Below are 17,725 nucleotides of genomic sequence, written 5' to 3' on the forward strand. Positions count from 1 at the left end.
ATGAAACTCGGAGATTTCCCCTATCTTTCAAGAGAATTGGCGCGATTCTCCTGCGAAAGCCCGCCGCAGGGCTGGCGCAAGGGCGAGCCCGTTCAGGTCGCGCCGCAGGATGGGCGTTATCTCATCCGTCAGGGCGATCTGCTCTGCGTCGGCGCCCCTGTGGAGCGGCCCGAGCAGATCAGGCTTCAGGCCCACGGCGATTCGACTCTCTGGTCTCTGGCGGATCGCCGGGGCGACGTCCTGCTGCTCCAGACGCTGAGCCTCGTCGAGGAGATGGCTCTGGATCTGACCATCGCCGTCGAAGAGGCCGTCGTCGAGCATCTGCGCGACAAGCAGGAGATCGCCCAAGCGACTCCGGAGCGGGCCTTGATCTGGCTCAAGGCGCAATTCGTGATGGAGGTCGGGGAGAAGAACCGCGTCCTCATCGATGGTTTTGAAGACGCCTCCACCGACAGCTTCAAGATGATGGGCGCCAAATGGCAGGCGGTGATCCGGCGCGAAGCGGGGGCGCTCCGGCTGAAGCGCGTCAGTCGGCTGCGCGAGCCGCGCGGGCGTCCGGCCGCGATCCTCGGCGCGATCCGCTTTCAGGACGCCAGCGTCGCCGCGGTTCTGCAAAGCCCGGATCAGGTCGCGCTTCTCGACGCCGCTCTGCGAGGCGACGGCGGTTATCTGCAGAGCTGGCGGCGCTATGGCGAGCTGGAATGGAGCAAGGCGCGGCGGCGCGCGGAGACGCTCGGCGCGCTTCCCTTCACGCGTGGCGAGCGGCCCGAGGAGGATCGGGAAGGCGCCTGGTTTCTCAGAGTCGAAGCGGCGGCGCTTCAGGATTTCCGCCGCAGATGGAGGGAGGCCGGGTTTTCGGAAGCCTCCGCCGACATGGAGCTGACGGAGGAGATGCCGGATTTCTTCGGGCTTTCCGAAGAGGAGGGGCCTGCGCGCCGGGGAGCGGGAGAACGCATGTTCGGCGCGATCCGCTTTCAGGATGGAGGCGTCGTCTTCCAGACGGCCGAAGGGGCCGACGCCCCCGATCCCCCCCAAACAGGCTTTTTATCCTATTCCCTCTCCGGCGACCACGCCGTGAAGAGCCGTCGGGAAGTCGCCTGGCGGCTCATTCAGCGAGGGAGCCGCCTGCCGCAGCTCCATTATATTCTGGAGGGCCTGAATCCGCCGAGCGCCGCGCGGCCGAAGATTCAGGGCGTTTCGCGCGCGGCGCTGGCCTGCTTCAAGGGGCCTCCGACGCCGCGTCAGCAGCTGGCCCTCGAGGTCGCCCTCAATACGCCGGATCTGGCGCTGATCGTCGGTCCGCCGGGCACGGGCAAGACTCAGGTGATCGCGGCTTTGCAGCGGCGCCTCGCCGAAACTTTCGGCGAAGAGGAGATGCGCCATCAGGTGCTGGTCAGCAGCTTCCAGCATGACGCCGTCGACAACGCCCTTGAGCGCTCGAAGGTGTTCGGACTGCCCGGCCTGAAGATCGGGGGCCGCAGACGCGGCGCGGAGGCGCGCGCGGATCAGATCGACAAATGGCGCATGGAGACCAGCCGGGAGATCGGCGAGCGCGTCGAGGAGATCCGCCGCAAGGATCCGCTCGCCGAGAAGCTGATCGAACTGGAGCGCCGGATCGCCGCCATGAAGCTGGCGCGCATGGCGCCGGAGGCGCGCCGCAAAGGCTTTGAGGAGATCGACGGACGTCTCGCGGAGCTGGATCAGGCGGGGCTGCGCCTGTCCGGGGCGGCGGCGCTGGACTGGAGGAGGTTTCTTGCGGCCGAGCGGGAGGAGGCTCTGCGTCTGGATCAGGCGCGCGACGCGAGATTGATCCGTTCGGCGCGGGCCTTGCGGACCAGCGCCTCCGGCTTCGCCGACGACGGCGCGGAGCGCGTGCGCCGCCTCGCGCGCGAACTGAGAGGCGCGAAGATTCCGCTCGGCCATGAGGATCGGGAGAGACTGGAGGATTTGGGAGAGCGCGAGACCGCCGCCCCGGAGGAGCTTCTCGGCCTCGCGGCCTTCCGGGACGCTCTGATCGACCAACTCTCGCCCGACCGCAGAATCCTGCCTTCCCGTCAGGCTCTGACCGAAGAGGCTCTGAAGATGCTGTCGGAGATCGAGCGGGGGATCGAGACGCCCTTGCGCCGGTCGAGGCGAGGGGTCTTCGGCGTTCTGAACGCCTATTGCGCGGCGCTCGATCAGGCGCCGGACGAGGCCAAACGCGCCCTGACCGAATATGCGAGCACGGTCGGCGCGACCTGTCAGCAGGCTGCGGGCCGGGCCATGGCCGACGTGAAAAGCCTCAGCGCGCAGGCGCTTCCGCGCGACGGCGTCTCCTTCGACACGGTGATCGTGGATGAAGCCGCCCGCGCGAATCCTCTGGATTTGTTCATTCCCATGTCCATGGCGAGCCGCCGCATCGTGCTGGTCGGGGATCATCGCCAGCTTCCCCAGCTCATTCAGCAGCATCTGGAGGACGAGCTTGTCGCCGAACGCGGGCTGACGGACGAGCAGGCGGAGACGGCCGAGCGCAATCTCTATCGCAAGAGCCTCTTCGAGCGTCTGTTGGGCCAGTTAAGGGCGCAGGAGCGGGCGGACGGCGTGCGGCGCGTCGTCATGCTGGACGAGCAATATCGCATGCATCCGACTTTGGGCGCCTTCATCAGCGCGCAGTTCTATGAATCGGAGGGCCTCGATCCTGTGCGCTCCGGCCGCCCCGCCTCGGATTTCGCCCATGAGATTCCCGGCTATGAGGGCCGCTGCGCCGCCTGGCTGGACGCGCCTCTGCGCGAAGGGGAGAAAGGGGCGGTCCGCAGCGGCTCCAGCTGGATCCGGGAGGTCGAGGCGCGGGAGATCGCCCGCGAGGTCAAGCGGCTCGCCGACGCCTGCGGCCCGGATCTCAGCATCGGCGCGATCTCTTTCTACAAAGCGCAAAGCGACTGCATTCTGCGCGCCTTCGAAAAACAGGGGCTCGCGACGCGGGAGAACGGCGAGCTGCGCATCGCGGAGGGCTACGCCCGCACCAGCGCCGGAGACGAGCGCCTGCGCGTCGGCACGGCGGACGCCTTTCAGGGCAAGGAATTCGACGTGACCTTTCTCTCCCTCGTGCGCTCGGCCCGGCCCGCCTCCTCGGAATCGCCGGATCCGGAGGAGCGGGAGCTCAGGCTTCGGACGCGATACGGCCATCTGCGCCTCGCCAACCGCATGAACGTCGCGATGAGCCGTCAGAGGAAGCTGCTCGTCGTCGTCGGCGACCGGGCCATGGCGGAGGGCGCGGAGGCTGAAGAGGGCGTTCCGGCTCTGGCCGCTTTCCTGAGGCTGTGCCTCGAAGAGCGGAGGAGGTCCGTTCATGGCTCTTGAGCGCTATCTTCGCTTCGGCGATCAGCGGTCCCGCGGGCCCAGAGGCGCGCGCTCTTTGCTGTGGCCCGTCCATGTCTGGAAGACGTTTCAGCCGAGACGCCGTCCGCAGCCCAATCTCTTTCAGGAGGCGATTTTAGGCTTGGCCCGCGCCGGACTCCGCAACGTCGAGGAGATGGCGGCGCTGCTGGGATTGGATCGGGATCTGGTCGCCTTCGTCATCCGCGCGCAGCTGATTCCGAAAGGCTGGCTGGATTCCAGCCTTGCGGTGACCGCACGGGGCGAAGAGCTCCTGGACGGCGCCGAGGACATCCGGTCGGACGTCATCCTCGTCTACGCGTATCAGGACGCGATTTCAGGCGACTGGCTGCCCCGCTTCACCGAGTCCCTGTCGGAGATCGAAGCCGAAGACGGCAAGGCGCAGGGCTATCCGGTTTTTCGGTTGGGCCGGGATTCCGGCTATACGGATTCTCCGTTCCTCCTGCGGGGGCGCCGAGAGGCCTCCGCGGATCTCGCGGGCCTTTTGAGGGCCTGGAGCCGCTCTTCGCGGGATCGGCGCGGTTCGTTCGGCTCCTCCGAAGAAGACGCGCGCGGCGCCTCCGCGACGGCCGAACACGCCTTTTCTTTCGCCGCGGGGGAGAGCGAACCCATGTGGATCTGGACCTGGGCTCTTCCGGATCCGTCCCGCGTCCATCGTCTGCTGATCGCCGATCCTTTTGACCGGCAAAGCACCGTGGATTGGCTGCGCAAGCCTTTGCTCGACGAGGTTCTGCCGGAGAACCCAGGGCTGGAGAAATATCTCAGGACTATTCCGGGCTTCGCCCCGGCAGGGGCCTCCGCCGACCAGACCCGCCAGGGGGTCCGGGAGGAGGTCGATTGGAGAATCTTCGAAGAATACGGCTGGGCGCGCCGCGAGCCGCTTTTAGCGGAGCATCTCGGGGCGGTTTTGCGCGGCCTCGCCATGGCGGGCCGGGAAGCGAATCCGCCGCGGGAGGATCTGGAGAATCTGCTGATCCAGAGCCAGAAGCTCGCGGAGAGCTTGATGCAATGGATGCTCGGCGCCTATCCGCCGCAAGCGCGGCGTCTGCCCGATGGGCGGATCAAGCGTGAGTGGACGCGGGAGGAGGCGGAGGCCGCGCTGTCGAAGCTTGGCCTCGGCCGGCTGTCCAAAAGCGAGATCGATCGGCTCGCCACGCAGAAGCTGCCTGCGGTCCGCGCCGCCGTCCGGAATGGAGAGGCTTCTCTGAAGGCGCAGATCTTCGCCGGCCTGATCGCCGCCGCCGATCATGACGAGCACCCGTTTTTCAAGCGCGCCTCCGGAAGTCTGGAGCTTGATCGCCTGTTCGATCTGGCCGACCTGCGCAACAAGGCGGCGCATGCGAGCGCCCTGCGCATTTCAAAACAAGACGCTCTGAACCATGGCGAATTCGTCCTCGCTTGGGTCGCCCGTTTTAAGGAAGACATCGAACATGGCTAAAAAAGACCATAAGCAGCGATATGGCTCGCAGATCCCGGCGCCCCTTTCGCTGAAAGCGGCGGCGTCGACGGCGAGCGCCTCTGTCCTGGTCGCGGAGGATGAGGCGGCGGAGCGGCCCGCCAGCGCGTTCGGGTCTCTCGGCCAAGAGGCGGAGGAGATCCGCCCGCTTCCGCCGCCCTCTTCGCCAGAGGCGAGTCTGCGCGCTTTGGTCAGGCGACATGAGGAGGCGGAGCAAGCCCTCGCCGCGCTCGGGCCCTTCGGCCATGAAACGCCGAAGCTGGAGCCTCTGGCGGAGGAGATCCGCGCGGAGCTGGCGCGGACTCCGGAGAATGCGCGGGAATTCTCTGAAAGACTTCAGGATCTTGAGGATCTCATCGCGAAGCTGCGCGCGTGGTGGGGATCGGCGCAGGAGACCTGCGGCAGGCTCCGGAGCATCGAGGAGAAGAAATCCGCGCGCCTGAAGGATGTCGAGGAGGAGCGCGAGCGGCTGAGCGTTCAGGCCCGGCGGCTGAAGGCGGATCAGGACGAACTGAAGGCCGATCACGAGGCGGCCGGGATTCTCCGCAGCCAGCTGGCGGAGCGCGAAACTCGATTGGAGGCGCGCGAGCTCAACGCCCGGCTCGGCTTCGGCAAGGAGCGGGAGGATTCGCTCTCCGAGCTGAAGCAGGAGATCCTCGATTTCGAAAGCCGGCGAGAGGAATCGCGTCGGCGGATCGAGCGCGAAGAGCGAGAGCGGGGCGAAGTCTTCTACAAACGCGAGGAGGAGATCAGGCGGAAGGAGGAGGCCGCCGAACTGAGGAGGAAGGAGCTTGATAAAAAGCGCCAGCGTCTGGACTCCGACGAGCGGCGTCTCGATCAGGAGCGCGAGGAGATCGCGCGAGACGCGCGCGAGGAAGCGGATCGCGAAATCAAACGTCTGGAGGCCGCCCGCGACGAGGAGCGCACAAGCCTGATCAAAGCCTGGGACGACCGCGACGAGCTGAGGACCAAGCTGGAGAGCCATCGACGCTTCTCCGAGCTTCTCGCGGGCCGCTCGCCGGAGGACTGGGAAGAGGAGAGGCGCGCGCTCAAGCGTCGATGCGAGGAATTGGAGGAGGCCGCCGCGCGGGCGCGTCATGAGGGGGGCGCCGTCGAGAACGCCGCCCTGCGCAAGACATGCGAGGACTTGCAGGCGAAGCTTGAGGAGACGACGGCGCAATTGAACGCCGATCAGAGCCAGCTTGCGACGCTGCGTCAGGGCGTCGGCGCGAAACAAACGCTGGAGCAAGAGAAAAGGGCGCTTGAAAAGAACAATCAGCTTCTGAGCGCCCGCCTGAACCAATTGGCGGGGGATGTGGAGGATCTGACGCGGAAACAGCAAGCGGCTCATCCCTTCCCGGAGATGTCCCGGCTGGACGCGGACGCCGAAGAGCGCGAAGAGGCGATCAGAACCGGAGAGCCGCAGGCCAAGCCGCAGCTGATTCCGGAGCTGCGGGATTTCGTGGAGGATCTCCGGCACCGCATCGCTCAGGCGGAGGGCGCGGCGGAGCTTTACTTCCGCTCCGAAGACGTCCGGATTTTCCTCGCGGGCCTCGCCATGAGCCGCCTGCACATCCTTCAGGGCGTCAGCGGCACGGGCAAGACGAGCCTCGCCAAGGCTTTCGCGAAGGCCGTGGACGGCCATTGCACGGACATCGCCGTACAGGCCGGCTGGCGCGACCGCGACGATCTGCTGGGCCATTACAACGCTTTCGAGAAGCGCTTCTATGAGCGCGATTGCCTTCAGGGCCTCTATCGCGCGCAGACCAGGCCCTTCGAGGATCGCGTCAACATCATTCTGCTCGACGAGATGAACCTCTCGCGCCCGGAGCAGTATTTCGCCGAATTCCTCTCCGCGCTGGAGAAGAACGATCCTCAGGACCGGCTCGTCAGCCTGTCTGAGAGCGCGCTGCCGCAAGCTCCGAAACTGCTCGTGGAGGGGCGCAAGCTCCGCGTTCCGGAAAACGTCTGGTTCATCGGCACCGCCAATCACGACGAAACCACCAATGAATTCGCCGATAAGACCTATGACCGGGCGCACGTCATGACCCTGCCGCGTCATGAAGAGGTTTTCCGGATTCAGAAAAAGACTCCGGCGCGTTATAGCCGCCGCTCGCTTGAGCAGCGCTTTCAAAAGGCCGTGGAGGATCACGGCGAGGAGGTCGGCGCGGCGCTTGACCTGCTCGCGGGGGGCGAGCTCTCCGGCGTTCTGCGACAGCGCTTCGGCTTCGGATGGGGCAACCGCTTCGAGCGGCAGGCGAAGCGGTTCCTCCCGGTCTTCATGGCCGCGGGCGGCGCCTTGGGCGACGGCCTCGACCATCTGCTGGCGAGCCGCGTCTTCCGGCGCGGCAAAGTGACGGCGCGTTACGACGCCGGAGTCGAGGATCTGCGGGAGGTCGAGCGCGCGCTTGAGGATCTCTGGACCGCAGGCGGCTGGAGCACGCTTCCGGAGCTGTCCATGGAGCTTCTTGAGGGGGATCTGCGCAAGAAGGAGCGGGGCGCATGAGCTTCCTCGACCGCTTCACGGGCGAGGTTTTAAAGGCCCTGCCGGAGAGCCTCACGCCCGGCCGCTACGTCGCGACGGCGCCCTTCGCGCTGAACGCCCAGAGCCGAATCCAGCCGGGAGAAGCGCTGCTCGACGATGGTTCGGGCGTCGTGAGGCGGGAGGGCGGCGGCGTCAGCCGTTTCGCCTTGCTCCAGCAGAAGCCGGAGGCGCAGGCGGAGGCCGAGGTCGCCGAGGAGGCGATCCGGCTGATCGCCTCCAAAATCGGGCGGGCGGGCGCGGAGCGGCCGTCTCCGATGCTGCCGCCTGAAATGGCCGAGAGCTTCGCCCTCGACGAATTGGAGGAGATGCTGGCGGAGACGCTCGAAGAAGGGCATCTGCATGCGATCTCCGCCCGGCCGCGGATCGATCTTCGTTATGAGGCGATGACGACGCCCGTGGCGCGGGCGCGCCGTCTGGCGGCCGGAGCCCTGACTCATCTGGCGTCTCATTCGGATTGCTGGGAGCGCCGGACGCTGAGCGGCGTCGAGCCGCGCAAGATCCTCGCCCGCTTCAGCGAAGACGATTACGCGACTTACGAGAACCGCCTCTATAAGCATCTGCTGGATCGTCTGGACCGCCGTCTTGCGCGAAGGCTTGCGAAGGTCCGGCGCGTCAACGCCGAGATCAGGCGCGCTCTGGAGTTCGAAGGCGCCGCCGAGGTTCATTATCGGCTCCATGAGGCCGTCTGCGTCCTCTGGGGCGAGGCCTATGCGCAAATCGATCAGGAGGCCATGCGGACGCAGGGCCGGAATGCGGCGGATCGACTGGAGCGCCTGCTCCGCGCGATTCGCGGCTTGCGGCGCGAGGGATTATATCCGCATTTGCCCGCCGCCGCCTCCGCCGCGCCGAAATCGCATCGGACGAACATCCTCATGCATGATCCCCATTACCGGCGTCTGCCGCCGCTGTGGGAGAAGGCGCAGAGCCTCTCCGGCGAAGCGCAGTCTCCTAAGGCGCGTCTGGAGCGGCGATTGGAGACTCAGCGCGCCTATGTCGATTACGTCGGGCTCGTCCTGCGCCGGGCTCTGGAACGCTATGATCCGCGCGAGGAGGCTGAAGGGCTCATGTTTTCATGGGGCGGACTCGAATTCGCGCTGCGGCTTCAGGATCAGGATTGGATCCTTCGGGCCTCCGACGAGGCGAGCCTGACCTTCATCCCCATCGCATGGTTCGACGCCGATCCTCCGGGAGAGGCTTCTCCGGGGGAGGGCCGCCTTCTCTGCTGGCCCGGCGCGCCGGACGACGAATCTTCGGATCGACGTCTGGCCGTCACGCCGCTGGATCTGATGGTCGTCGAGAAGATGGGGCGAAGGCTCGACGAATGGATGCTGCGTCGCTTGCTGGAGGGCTATGGTCGCGCCTTTGGCCCTTTGCCGGGCGCGGCCAAGCGTTTGACGGAGCAATGGGCGGCGGAGTTCGGACAGGCTCCGAGACATCATGTCCGGCTGTTGCGGCCTCTGAGCGCGCAGCAGAGCGCGCAGTTTCAAGAGGCTCTGGAGCGTGGCGCGAATGAGGTCGTCAGGGAACAGGCGAAAGCCGCCGTCGCGCGTCTGGCGGCGCTGTCCGGCCTCTGCTGCGGCCCGGCGGATTTCACGCCCAAGCCGAAGGGCGGCTTCGATTGCCGATGCAGATCCTGCGGCGAAGTCTGGGGATTGGGGGATGCGGAGGAATCCGGAGGCCGCCGCTTTTTCATGCATCCTCAGAAAACGGGCGCTCAGGAGGGCTTCGCCTGGGCCGGCCGCGACTGGCTGGAGTTCGTCGTGGCGGAATAGTCCGGCGATGCGGCTGGCCGAGGCGAAAGCGCGTTCAGCGCTTGAAGCGCTCCTCGCTGCGAGGCGCTCCAGAACGATATGATTGGCTTTTGCGTATAGACTTCATAAGCGTCTGAGAATTTACAACTTATCCCTTACGCGTGTAAAATCAGCTGACGGATTAACCTGTCGTCGCCCCGAGGGGAGCGCGCAAATCGAGGTTTGCGCGGGCGGATCGGTTTTTCCCCGACGCCATGATGCAGATCCTCGCCGTCCGACCGCATTCTGGCCGTCTCAAAGTTTTCGGCGGCCTGTCAGCGAGACGTCATATTCAAGTGAAGAACAAGCTCCACCGCCCTCGCGATTCCTCTGTGAAAGAGACGGCTGCTTCTCCTCGATCCAATCCTCAAAAGCGCGGGACTCAGAAGTTCCGGCGCTTTCCGGCGCGCGCGCGTTCGGCGTCGAGGCCTTGGCGAGATCTGAATCTGCTCCGCGCGGCCGCGTTCTGGATCGGTCTGACGCTTGAAGGGGCCTTCCGCCCCATCGGCGGGAGGATCCTGACTCTGGGCCTGCTCCTCGGCCTCTTCGCCGCGGCGGACGCCCGGGCCGCCGTCACGGACGCCAAATTCAGCGTCTATCAGACCTTCGACGTGCAGTATTACTGGTCGGGAACCACCCTCAACGTCTCCTCGATGACGAGGCCTTACCGTCAGGTTCCCTCTGGGGGCCGGATGTCCCAGGCCGAAATCGACTCCATGACGGCCAATAACCGCTATTTCGCGCTGTTCACCTCAGGCTGCACCGGAAACGGCTCGGGATACGGCTTCGCCATCTATAACGCCGACGGCACGATCTATCAGGTGCTGCACAACACCGGCACGGTGACCGCCCTCAATTCAGAGATCATTTTCTATCTCGGCTCCGGTGCGAACGGCACGATCCTGACGCCCTCCTACGGCTATTCCTACGGGAACTCCGCCAGCTTCGTGGTGGCGGGAGGAAGCGGAAGCGCCACCTGCGCCGCCGCCGATGCTTACGTCCCTCCCAGCTCCGAGCCGCTCGGAGAGGGCGAAACGCCGCCGCTCTACGATTTCGGCGACGCTCCGGCGAGTTATGGCGCGCCCTCTCATGTGATCGCGGCGGGCGGGCCCTATCTGGGCGCCGCTGCGCCCGACGCCGAAGCCTCGCCTCATCACAGCGCCGATGCTCTGGGCGACGACCAGAACGGAGCCGACGACGAGGACGGGCTCTCCTTCGACGACTTCTTGCCCGGCCAAATCTCATTGGCCACAGCCGCCGTGTCCCATGGCTACGCCTCCGGCTATCTCAATGGCTGGATCGACTGGAACCGGGACGGCGATTTCCTCGATCCGGGCGAGCATGTCGTGGCGAACCGCCGCGACGACGGAACGGAGGGAGACGCCGCCTATGACGACGGCATGATCTCCTTTATCATCGATGTTCCTTCTATGGCCTTGGCCGGTCAGACCTATTACACGCGCTTTCGTCTCAGCACGGAGGCGGACCTCGACGCGCAGTCTGGCGTCGCGCCGGACGGCGAGATCGAGGATCACCTCATCACGGTGAGCAGCGCCCTCCCGACCGGGTCGACGCCCTCCATCGGCGGCGCCCTGAGCTGCACGGCGTCGGGCGGCACGGACGTGCTTTTCCTGATCGACAATTCAGGGTCGATCAGCTCCGCCGAATATGCGAGCTTCGCCTCCATCATCGAGAACGTCGGCGACGCCCTGCTTGCGGCCAACGGCGCCACCCGCATCGGCGTGGCTCATTACGCCGGACCTTACGGCGGCTTCGACTTCGGACAGAACATCTATTTCGAACGCGATTTCGCGTCGGCCCCCATTTCTTCGCCTGTGCGCCAGTTCGGCTCTGGAGGCGCGTCCGATTCTGGGCTCCAGATGGATAATCTCGCGGGCGCCGTGCTTCAGATGAGCTACGGCCTCGATGGAGGCCCCTCGACGTCCAGCTATATTCTGAGCCCGATCAAGGAGATGAGCCGCGATCTGAGTCGCCCTCTCCAGATCGTCGTCTTCACCGACGCCAATCGCGAGGCTTTCGGAGGATCTTCGCTCATCGACGGTTCGGGCTACGCCTATGAGCCGGACGACGGTTCGAACTTCACCATCTTCAATCGCCTGAAGTCTCAGGGCGTGAAGTTCTCGGTCGGCGCCTTCTCCATAGACGGCGACATCGAGAGCCGGGAGCTGGTGCGCGATCCTGCGGCTGCGGCCATCGCTTCGGTCGGCGGCTCCTGGACGGGTCTGGTCGAGGCGAACCTCATGGATCCGGAAGGCTCCGGAACGACGCCCCGCCGCTTCGCCTCCTCCGCCAACTTCGCCCTGAGCCCCGCTCAGATCGTGGATTTCATCACGCCTGTGGCGAACGTCTGCCCGCCGCCCAAGGACTTCGGCGACGCTCCGGCGAGCTATGGCGCGCCCTCGCATGTGATCGCGGCGGGGGGGCCTTATCTGGGCGCCGCTGCGCCCGACGCCGAGGCCGCGCCTCAGCACAGCGCCGACGCCCTCGGCGACGATCAGAACGGCGTCGACGACGAGGATGGAATCTCCGTCTTCCCGCCGCTTTACGTCGGCGCGACCTCCTACGGCGTCCCGGCGGCGAATATCTCGGCCGCGGGAACGGGAACGCTCCACGCCTGGATCGACTTCGATAAGAACGGCGTCTTCACGGCGAACGAACAAGCCTCGGTCGCGGTGACGGCGGGCGTCCTCGCGGGGCCGCTGAACTGGAGCGGGATCGCAGTCGGCGCCGCAGGGCCTTCCTACGCCCGTCTCCGCTTCGCCTCGGCGGCGCTGACCGACGACCCGGCCACCACGGCCCTCGACGAGCGCGCCGTCGCGAGCGCCTCTGACGGCGAGGTCGAGGATCATGCGGTGAATTTCGCGGCTCCGCCGCCTCCGGCCGGTCCTGTGGGCGCCTGCGCAGGCTCGAACCGGCTGTTGAACGGCGATTTCGCCGACGCCTCCAGTTGGGCCGTCGGCTATCCCACCGCGCCCACCACAGGGCTCCACATCCTCCCGGAGGCGGGGCTCAACTCCCCCCTGACGAACGCTCCGCTGTTCGGCGCGAACGCCGACGGCGTCTTCACCTCCCGCGTGGATAATGCGGGCGATCTTGCGGGCGTCCCGACGCTGTTCCTGCGCAATGAGACGATTCTCAACGTCGTTCAGGGCCAGAACTACGTCTTCAGCTACGACCTTCACACCTTCTCCCTTTCCGCCACCGGCGACGCGACGCTGAGCTGGGTTCTGATCGATCCGACGACCAACGCCGTCGTCCAGACCATTCCCGCCGTCACGCGGACTCTCAACGCTCAGGTCAAGAACTCCTGGTTCAGCTATGGCGCGAGCTTCTACGCCACGGCGCCCACCGGGAGCTATAAGCTCGCCCTGACCTTCGAGCCCTTCGTCAGCGGCTCGGGCTTCGTGGTGGATTTCCAGATCGACCGCGTTTATTTCGCGCCCGCCGTCCTCTGCGACTACGGCGACGCTCCGGCGAGCTACGGCGCGCCCGTCCACGCCCTGGATGGGGCCCTGAAGCTGGGGACGAACCCCCCCGACGCCGAAAGCGGACCTCAACCCTCCGCCGACGCCCTCGGCGACGATCTGAACGGCGTGGACGACGAAGACGGAATCTCCGTCGTCCCGCCGCTTCAGGTCAGCCTCTCCTCCTCCTACAGCCTTCCGGCGGCCAACATCTCGGCCGCGGGAACCGGAACGCTGCACGCCTGGATCGACTTCGATCTGAACGGCGTCTTCACGGCGAACGAGCACGCTTCGGTCGCGGTGACGGCGGGCGTTCTCGCCGGGCCGCTGAACTGGACCGGAATCACGCGGGGAATCCCCGGACAATCTTTCCTGCGCCTGCGCTTCACTTCGGGCCTGCTGCGCGACGATCCCGCGACTCCGGCGCTCGACGAGCGTTCCACGGCCCATGCTCAGGACGGCGAGGTCGAGGATCACGCCGTCCTGATCACGCGTCCTGACCGCAACACGCTCCTTCCCTTCGTCTGCGACGACCAGCTTTACGTGGGCTATGGCGTCACGGGCATCCTCTCCTCCCTCGATCTGCGCGTCGGCGCTTTGAATCAGCTGACCTATGAATACGGCACCAGCATCAACGCCGCCGGCTACCGCATTTCGGATGATCTGGCCTATATGCTGAACGGCGGCGGCGCGACGCGGAAATATCTGCTGGTGGTCGGCGCGGACGGGCGATTGCTGAATCAGGGCCAGATCCTCGGCCTGCCGGTCAACAGCTACGCCGCGGGCGATTTCGACGGCAACGGCCGTCTCGTCGTCCGGAGCTCTCATGCGGGCGGCGTGGATCTGACGATGCACGTCGTCGACGTGGATCTGGTTTCTGTCGTGGACAGCTTCACGCCCTCGGGGCTCCCGACCGGAATCTTCGACTTCGCTTATGATCCTTCGGACGGCTGGTTTTATACGGTGGCGGGGAATCAGGTCTGGCGGTTCCGTCAGGGCGTGGCGGCGGCGCAGATGGTCGGCGTCACGGGCCTTCCCGGCTCGCAATACGACGCGGTCTTCTCCAACGGCGGACGCCTCTTCGCGGCCGACGCGGTTCTGGGCGAGGTCTACGAGATCGACAAGACGACCGGCGCGGCGAATTACATCGGCGCCATGCCCGCCGTCACCAATCCGGACGGCTTTTCCTGCCCGACGGCGGCTTTTCTGCCCAAAGTGGATTTCAGCGTCGTCAAGACCAACGGCGCGACCAGCCTGCTGCCGGGGCAGACCACCGAATATCTCGTGACGGTGCGGAACGAGGGTCCGGCCACCGTGAGCGGCGCGATTCTCGCGGATCCCGTCGCGGCGGGGCTGAGCAAGACGCTGGTCGCCTGCTCGGCCGCGACGCCGGGTCTCTGCGCCGCGCCGCCCACCGTCGCCGAACTGGAGGGAGGAGGCTTCGTCCTGCCGAAGATGGCGGCGGGCCAGAGCTACAGCTTCGTCGTCACGGCTCAGGTCGTCGCCGCCGACGGCTCCGTCCGAAACGTGGCCTCCGTCTCGGCGCCCTCCGCCTATCAGGATCATAACCTCACGAACAACCTCGCCATGGACGTCGACGGCGTGACCGGCGCGCCCTTCGTCCTGAGTCCCGATCATGAATCGACGGTCGAGGCCGGACAGCTCGCCGTCTATCCGCATAGCCTCCGGCTCAGCGAGGAGCTGGACGGCGGGATCCTGAGCTTCCTCGTCGCCTCCGAGCGGGGCCTTGAATGGAGCCTGCTGCGCGATCAAGGCGACGGAGTTTATGGCGCAGGCGATCTGCCTTGGATTCAGGGCTCGGCCATCCCCGCCGGAGAGCATCTGTTCTGGCTGGTCGCCAAGACCCCGCAGGACGCCCCCGAAGGCTGGAGCGACCTGACGAGTCTGACGGCCTTCCTCGCGAAGAACGGCGCGAACTGGAGCTCAGGCGCGCAGGATCTGACCTTCATCGGCGGCGAGGGCTCCGGGAGCGTCTTCGCGCGCAAGCTTCAGGCGTCCGACGCCGATTGCGACGGCGCGCCCGACGCCGGCTTCACGGCGCAGCTTCTGCCGATCGAGCCGGGCGGCTGCATGGTCTATCGGATTCTCTTCGAGAACCGCGGCGCGGATCCCATCCGGCGGGTCGAGGTGCGCGACCATACGCCGAGCTGGATGGTCTATGTGGGAGGCTCCGCTCAGGTTCATGAGCATCCCGCCGGACTGACGCCTCAGACGCCGATCCTGCCCGCAGCCGGAGCCGAGGGCGCTTTGAGCTTCCCCTTCGGCGGAACGCTCCAGCCCGGAGAAAGCGGAGCGGTCCAGTTCATCGCCAGATTGCCCCGTCTCGACGGGAATTGAGCGAAGCCTTGGCGGATCGGATCTCCGATCCGCCGCCCGACGGCGCGGAGGGGGCGGGCGTCCTCTGCGTCGCAGATGCTCGCGAAGCCCGTCGGCGGATGCGGTTCCGGCGCCCTTCGCCCCTCTCGGTCTTTCAGATCACGCAAGCGCAGCCCGAAAAATCACGCGAGTTTCTCGACGCCCTTGCCTGAGCCGGAGCGCGTCCCTCCCTTCTGAAGAAGCCGGGCCCCATCAAGATCCGAAATCAAACATCTTGGAGATGTTTGAAATCCTCAGACTTTACGAAGTAAGTCATAAATTAGATTGAGGGTTTTTGAATAAAAATCAGAAACGAATCATAGATTCGAACTATAGATTGATAGATAAAATCAATTAATAAAAAAATTTCTTTTAATTTATCTGCTTTGTTTCAATATTCATGTGCGTGGATTTCCATATATCGCCTCCTGTCCGAGATTCTGGCTTTAAGCGCGGCGAAGGGAATGCGCATCAAGCAGAGAGGGACGATATGAATTTCCAATTCAGGTTCGCGTTGCTCAGCGCGGCCCTAGTCGGCGCGACCACGCAAGCCGCCTCCGCGCAAGAGGCCCCGGCGTCTGTCTCGACCGCCCCCGAAATCTTCCAGCTCGGAGCGATCTATCTCGGCGGCGTCTCGGAGGTTCAGCCCGGCTCCTCCGGCTACGTCTCCGGCGAGGCCGCGACGCAGGAAGGCCGCCTGACCCTCGACGACGCGCTGAAGACGGTTCCCGGCGTGGCGGTGGGCAATTCGGGCGGCTCGCGCAACGAACGCCTCGTCTTCGTCCGCGGCTTCGACCGCTTTCAGGTTCCGCTCTCGGTGGATGGAATCCGCATTTACCTCCCCGCCGACAATCGTCTGGATTTCGGCCGCTTCCTGACGCCCGACCTCGCGGAGGTTCAGGTGCAGAAAGGCTACGTCTCGGTGCTGAACGGCCCCGGCGCCATGGGCGGCGCGGTGAATCTCGCGACGCGCAAACCCGTCTCGCCCTTCGAAGGCGAGATCCAGCTTGGGCTTGAGGCCGGGAATCGCGGCGATCTGAACGGACGCCACGGCTTTCTCTCGCTTGGGACGCTTCAGGAGAAGTTTTACGCCCAAGGCAGCTTCGCGATCCGCGATTTCGACGGCTTCGACCTCTCCCGCGGCTATCAGCCGACGGATCAGCAGGGCGCGGGACAGCGCCGGAACTCCGAAAGCGAGGACAGCCGCCTGAACCTCAAATTCGGCTTCACGCCCAATGAAACCGACGAATACGTCGTGAGCTACACCCGTCAGGACGGCTCGAAAAGCGCGCCCTACAACACGCTTCAGCCGATCCGTCTGCCCGGCGGAGGCATGACTCCCGGAGCCCCCGGCTATGGCGGCGGGGCTCAGCGCGACTGGACCTGGCCGCAATGGGATCTGCAAAGCCTCGCCTTTTACTCGAAGACCGCCTTGGGCGAGCGCGCCGACGTCAAGACGAAGCTCTATTACAACACCTTCGACAATGTTCTTTCGGCTTGGGACGACAGCTCCCACGCCGCCCAGACCGTCAACCGCGCCTTCGACAGCATTTATGACGACAGCGCTTGGGGCGCCGCTCTGGATCTCGGCGGCGAGATCGGCGGCGGACATGAATTGCGCGGCGCGGTCCAGTTCCGCAGCGACCGCCATGAAAGCACGAACCATAGCCGCCCGGACGTCAATGCGGTCCTCGATCCGACCGAGCGCAGCCGCGAAGACACATGGTCCTTCGGGGTGGAGGACACATGGCGTCTGAACGACCAGCTTCGCCTCGTGGGCGGCGTGAGCTATGAGCGCGCCGAGGTGAAGATGGCCGACCGCACGGCGGCCAGCTTCGGCGAGCCCACCGGCTCGGCGGACGCCTGGAACTGGCAGGCCGCCGCGATCTGGGAGCCGGAGGCGGGCGGCGCTTATCACGCCTCGGTCTCCTCGCGGACCCGCTTTCCGAGCCTCTTCGAGCGCTATAGCACGCGCTTCGGCTACGCCGTGCCGAATCCGGATCTCGCCTCCGAGCGGGCCGTGAATTTCGAAATCGGCTATAAAGGCGACCTCGGCCCGGCCTTCGTCGAGGCGGCGGCCTTCTACAGCCGGATCGACGATATGATTCAATCCATCCCGCGCGTGGATCTGCCTTTCGACGACCGCGGACGCCGCCCCTCTCAGAACCAGAACGTCGGCGACGGCCGGAGCTTCGGCTTCGAGATCGGCGCGAGCCTGCCGATCACGGATCGGCTGGATCTCGGCGCGGCCTACACCTATCTCGACCGTGAGATCTCCGATCCGGCGCGCCCCGGCCTTCAGCCGACGGACACGCCGCGTCACACCGCCTTTCTGCGGCTCGACTGGCGTCCGCTGGAGACTCTGACCCTCTCGCCCTCGCTGGAGCTGGCCAGCTCCCGCCGGACCGAGGCGATCATCCAGACCGGCGATTTCGACCAAGTGGATTACGCCCGCATGGGCGGCTTCGCTCTGGTCAATCTCGACGCCAAATGGGAGGTGAGGCCGAACGTGAACGTGATCTTCGGCGCGCGCAACCTCTTCGATAAGGATTACGCCCTGACCGAAGGATTCCCCGAAGCCGGACGCAGCTTCTATGTGACCACGCAGCTGAAATTCTGAAGCTGGAGGCGGCGGAGGCGGGAGGATATGCTCGCCGCCTTCGCCCCCTCATCCGCCTCCCCCAGCCTTAAGGAGACC

6 protein-coding genes are annotated in these 17,725 nt (G+C 65.7%); all 6 read left to right on the forward strand.

Going from position 1 to position 17,725, the window contains the following annotated elements; genetic code table 11:
• The 6 genes from B161_RS17920 to B161_RS0111850 all read left to right on the forward strand — a co-directional run bounded on the left by B161_RS17920 (position 1) and on the right by B161_RS0111850 (position 17,647).
• Positions 1-3,339 (forward strand): DEAD/DEAH box helicase, encoded by a 3,339-nt coding sequence (locus B161_RS17920; protein ID WP_018633620.1) that lies wholly within the window; start codon positions 1-3, stop codon positions 3,337-3,339.
• Positions 3,329-4,813, forward strand: coding sequence for a hypothetical protein (locus B161_RS0111825; RefSeq protein WP_018633621.1), 1,485 nt, complete (start codon positions 3,329-3,331; stop codon positions 4,811-4,813). Before B161_RS17920 ends, B161_RS0111825 begins: the two co-directional genes overlap by 11 nt.
• Entirely contained in the window at positions 4,806-7,337 is a 2,532-nt protein-coding gene (locus tag B161_RS17925; protein WP_018633622.1) for an AAA family ATPase, read from the forward strand. Before B161_RS0111825 ends, B161_RS17925 begins: the two co-directional genes overlap by 8 nt.
• Positions 7,334-9,148, forward strand: coding sequence for a DUF2357 domain-containing protein (locus B161_RS18955; RefSeq protein ID WP_018633623.1), 1,815 nt, complete (start codon positions 7,334-7,336; stop codon positions 9,146-9,148). The genes B161_RS17925 and B161_RS18955 overlap by 4 nt, the downstream gene beginning before the upstream one ends.
• A gap of 350 nt (positions 9,149-9,498) precedes the next feature.
• Positions 9,499-15,009, forward strand: a complete 5,511-nt coding sequence (locus B161_RS0111840) for a GEVED domain-containing protein (RefSeq protein ID WP_157755615.1) — start codon at positions 9,499-9,501, stop codon at positions 15,007-15,009.
• A gap of 508 nt (positions 15,010-15,517) precedes the next feature.
• Positions 15,518-17,647 (forward strand): TonB-dependent receptor plug domain-containing protein, encoded by a 2,130-nt coding sequence (locus tag B161_RS0111850; protein ID WP_018633626.1) that lies wholly within the window; start codon positions 15,518-15,520, stop codon positions 17,645-17,647.
• Positions 17,648-17,725 lie beyond the last annotated feature (78 nt).

The organism is Neomegalonema perideroedes DSM 15528, from assembly GCF_000374145.1.
Classification (GTDB): domain Bacteria; phylum Pseudomonadota; class Alphaproteobacteria; order Rhodobacterales; family Rhodobacteraceae; genus Neomegalonema; species Neomegalonema perideroedes.

Coding starts and splice junctions, on each gene's coding strand:
- B161_RS17920 (WP_018633620.1), top strand. CDS start 1: ATGAAACTCGGAGATTTCCCCTATCTTTCAAGAGAATTGGCGCGATTC.
- B161_RS0111825 (WP_018633621.1), top strand. CDS start 3,329: ATGGCTCTTGAGCGCTATCTTCGCTTCGGCGATCAGCGGTCCCGCGGG.
- B161_RS18955 (WP_018633623.1), top strand. CDS start 7,334: ATGAGCTTCCTCGACCGCTTCACGGGCGAGGTTTTAAAGGCCCTGCCG.
- B161_RS17925 (WP_018633622.1), top strand. CDS start 4,806: ATGGCTAAAAAAGACCATAAGCAGCGATATGGCTCGCAGATCCCGGCG.
- B161_RS0111850 (WP_018633626.1), top strand. CDS start 15,518: ATGAATTTCCAATTCAGGTTCGCGTTGCTCAGCGCGGCCCTAGTCGGC.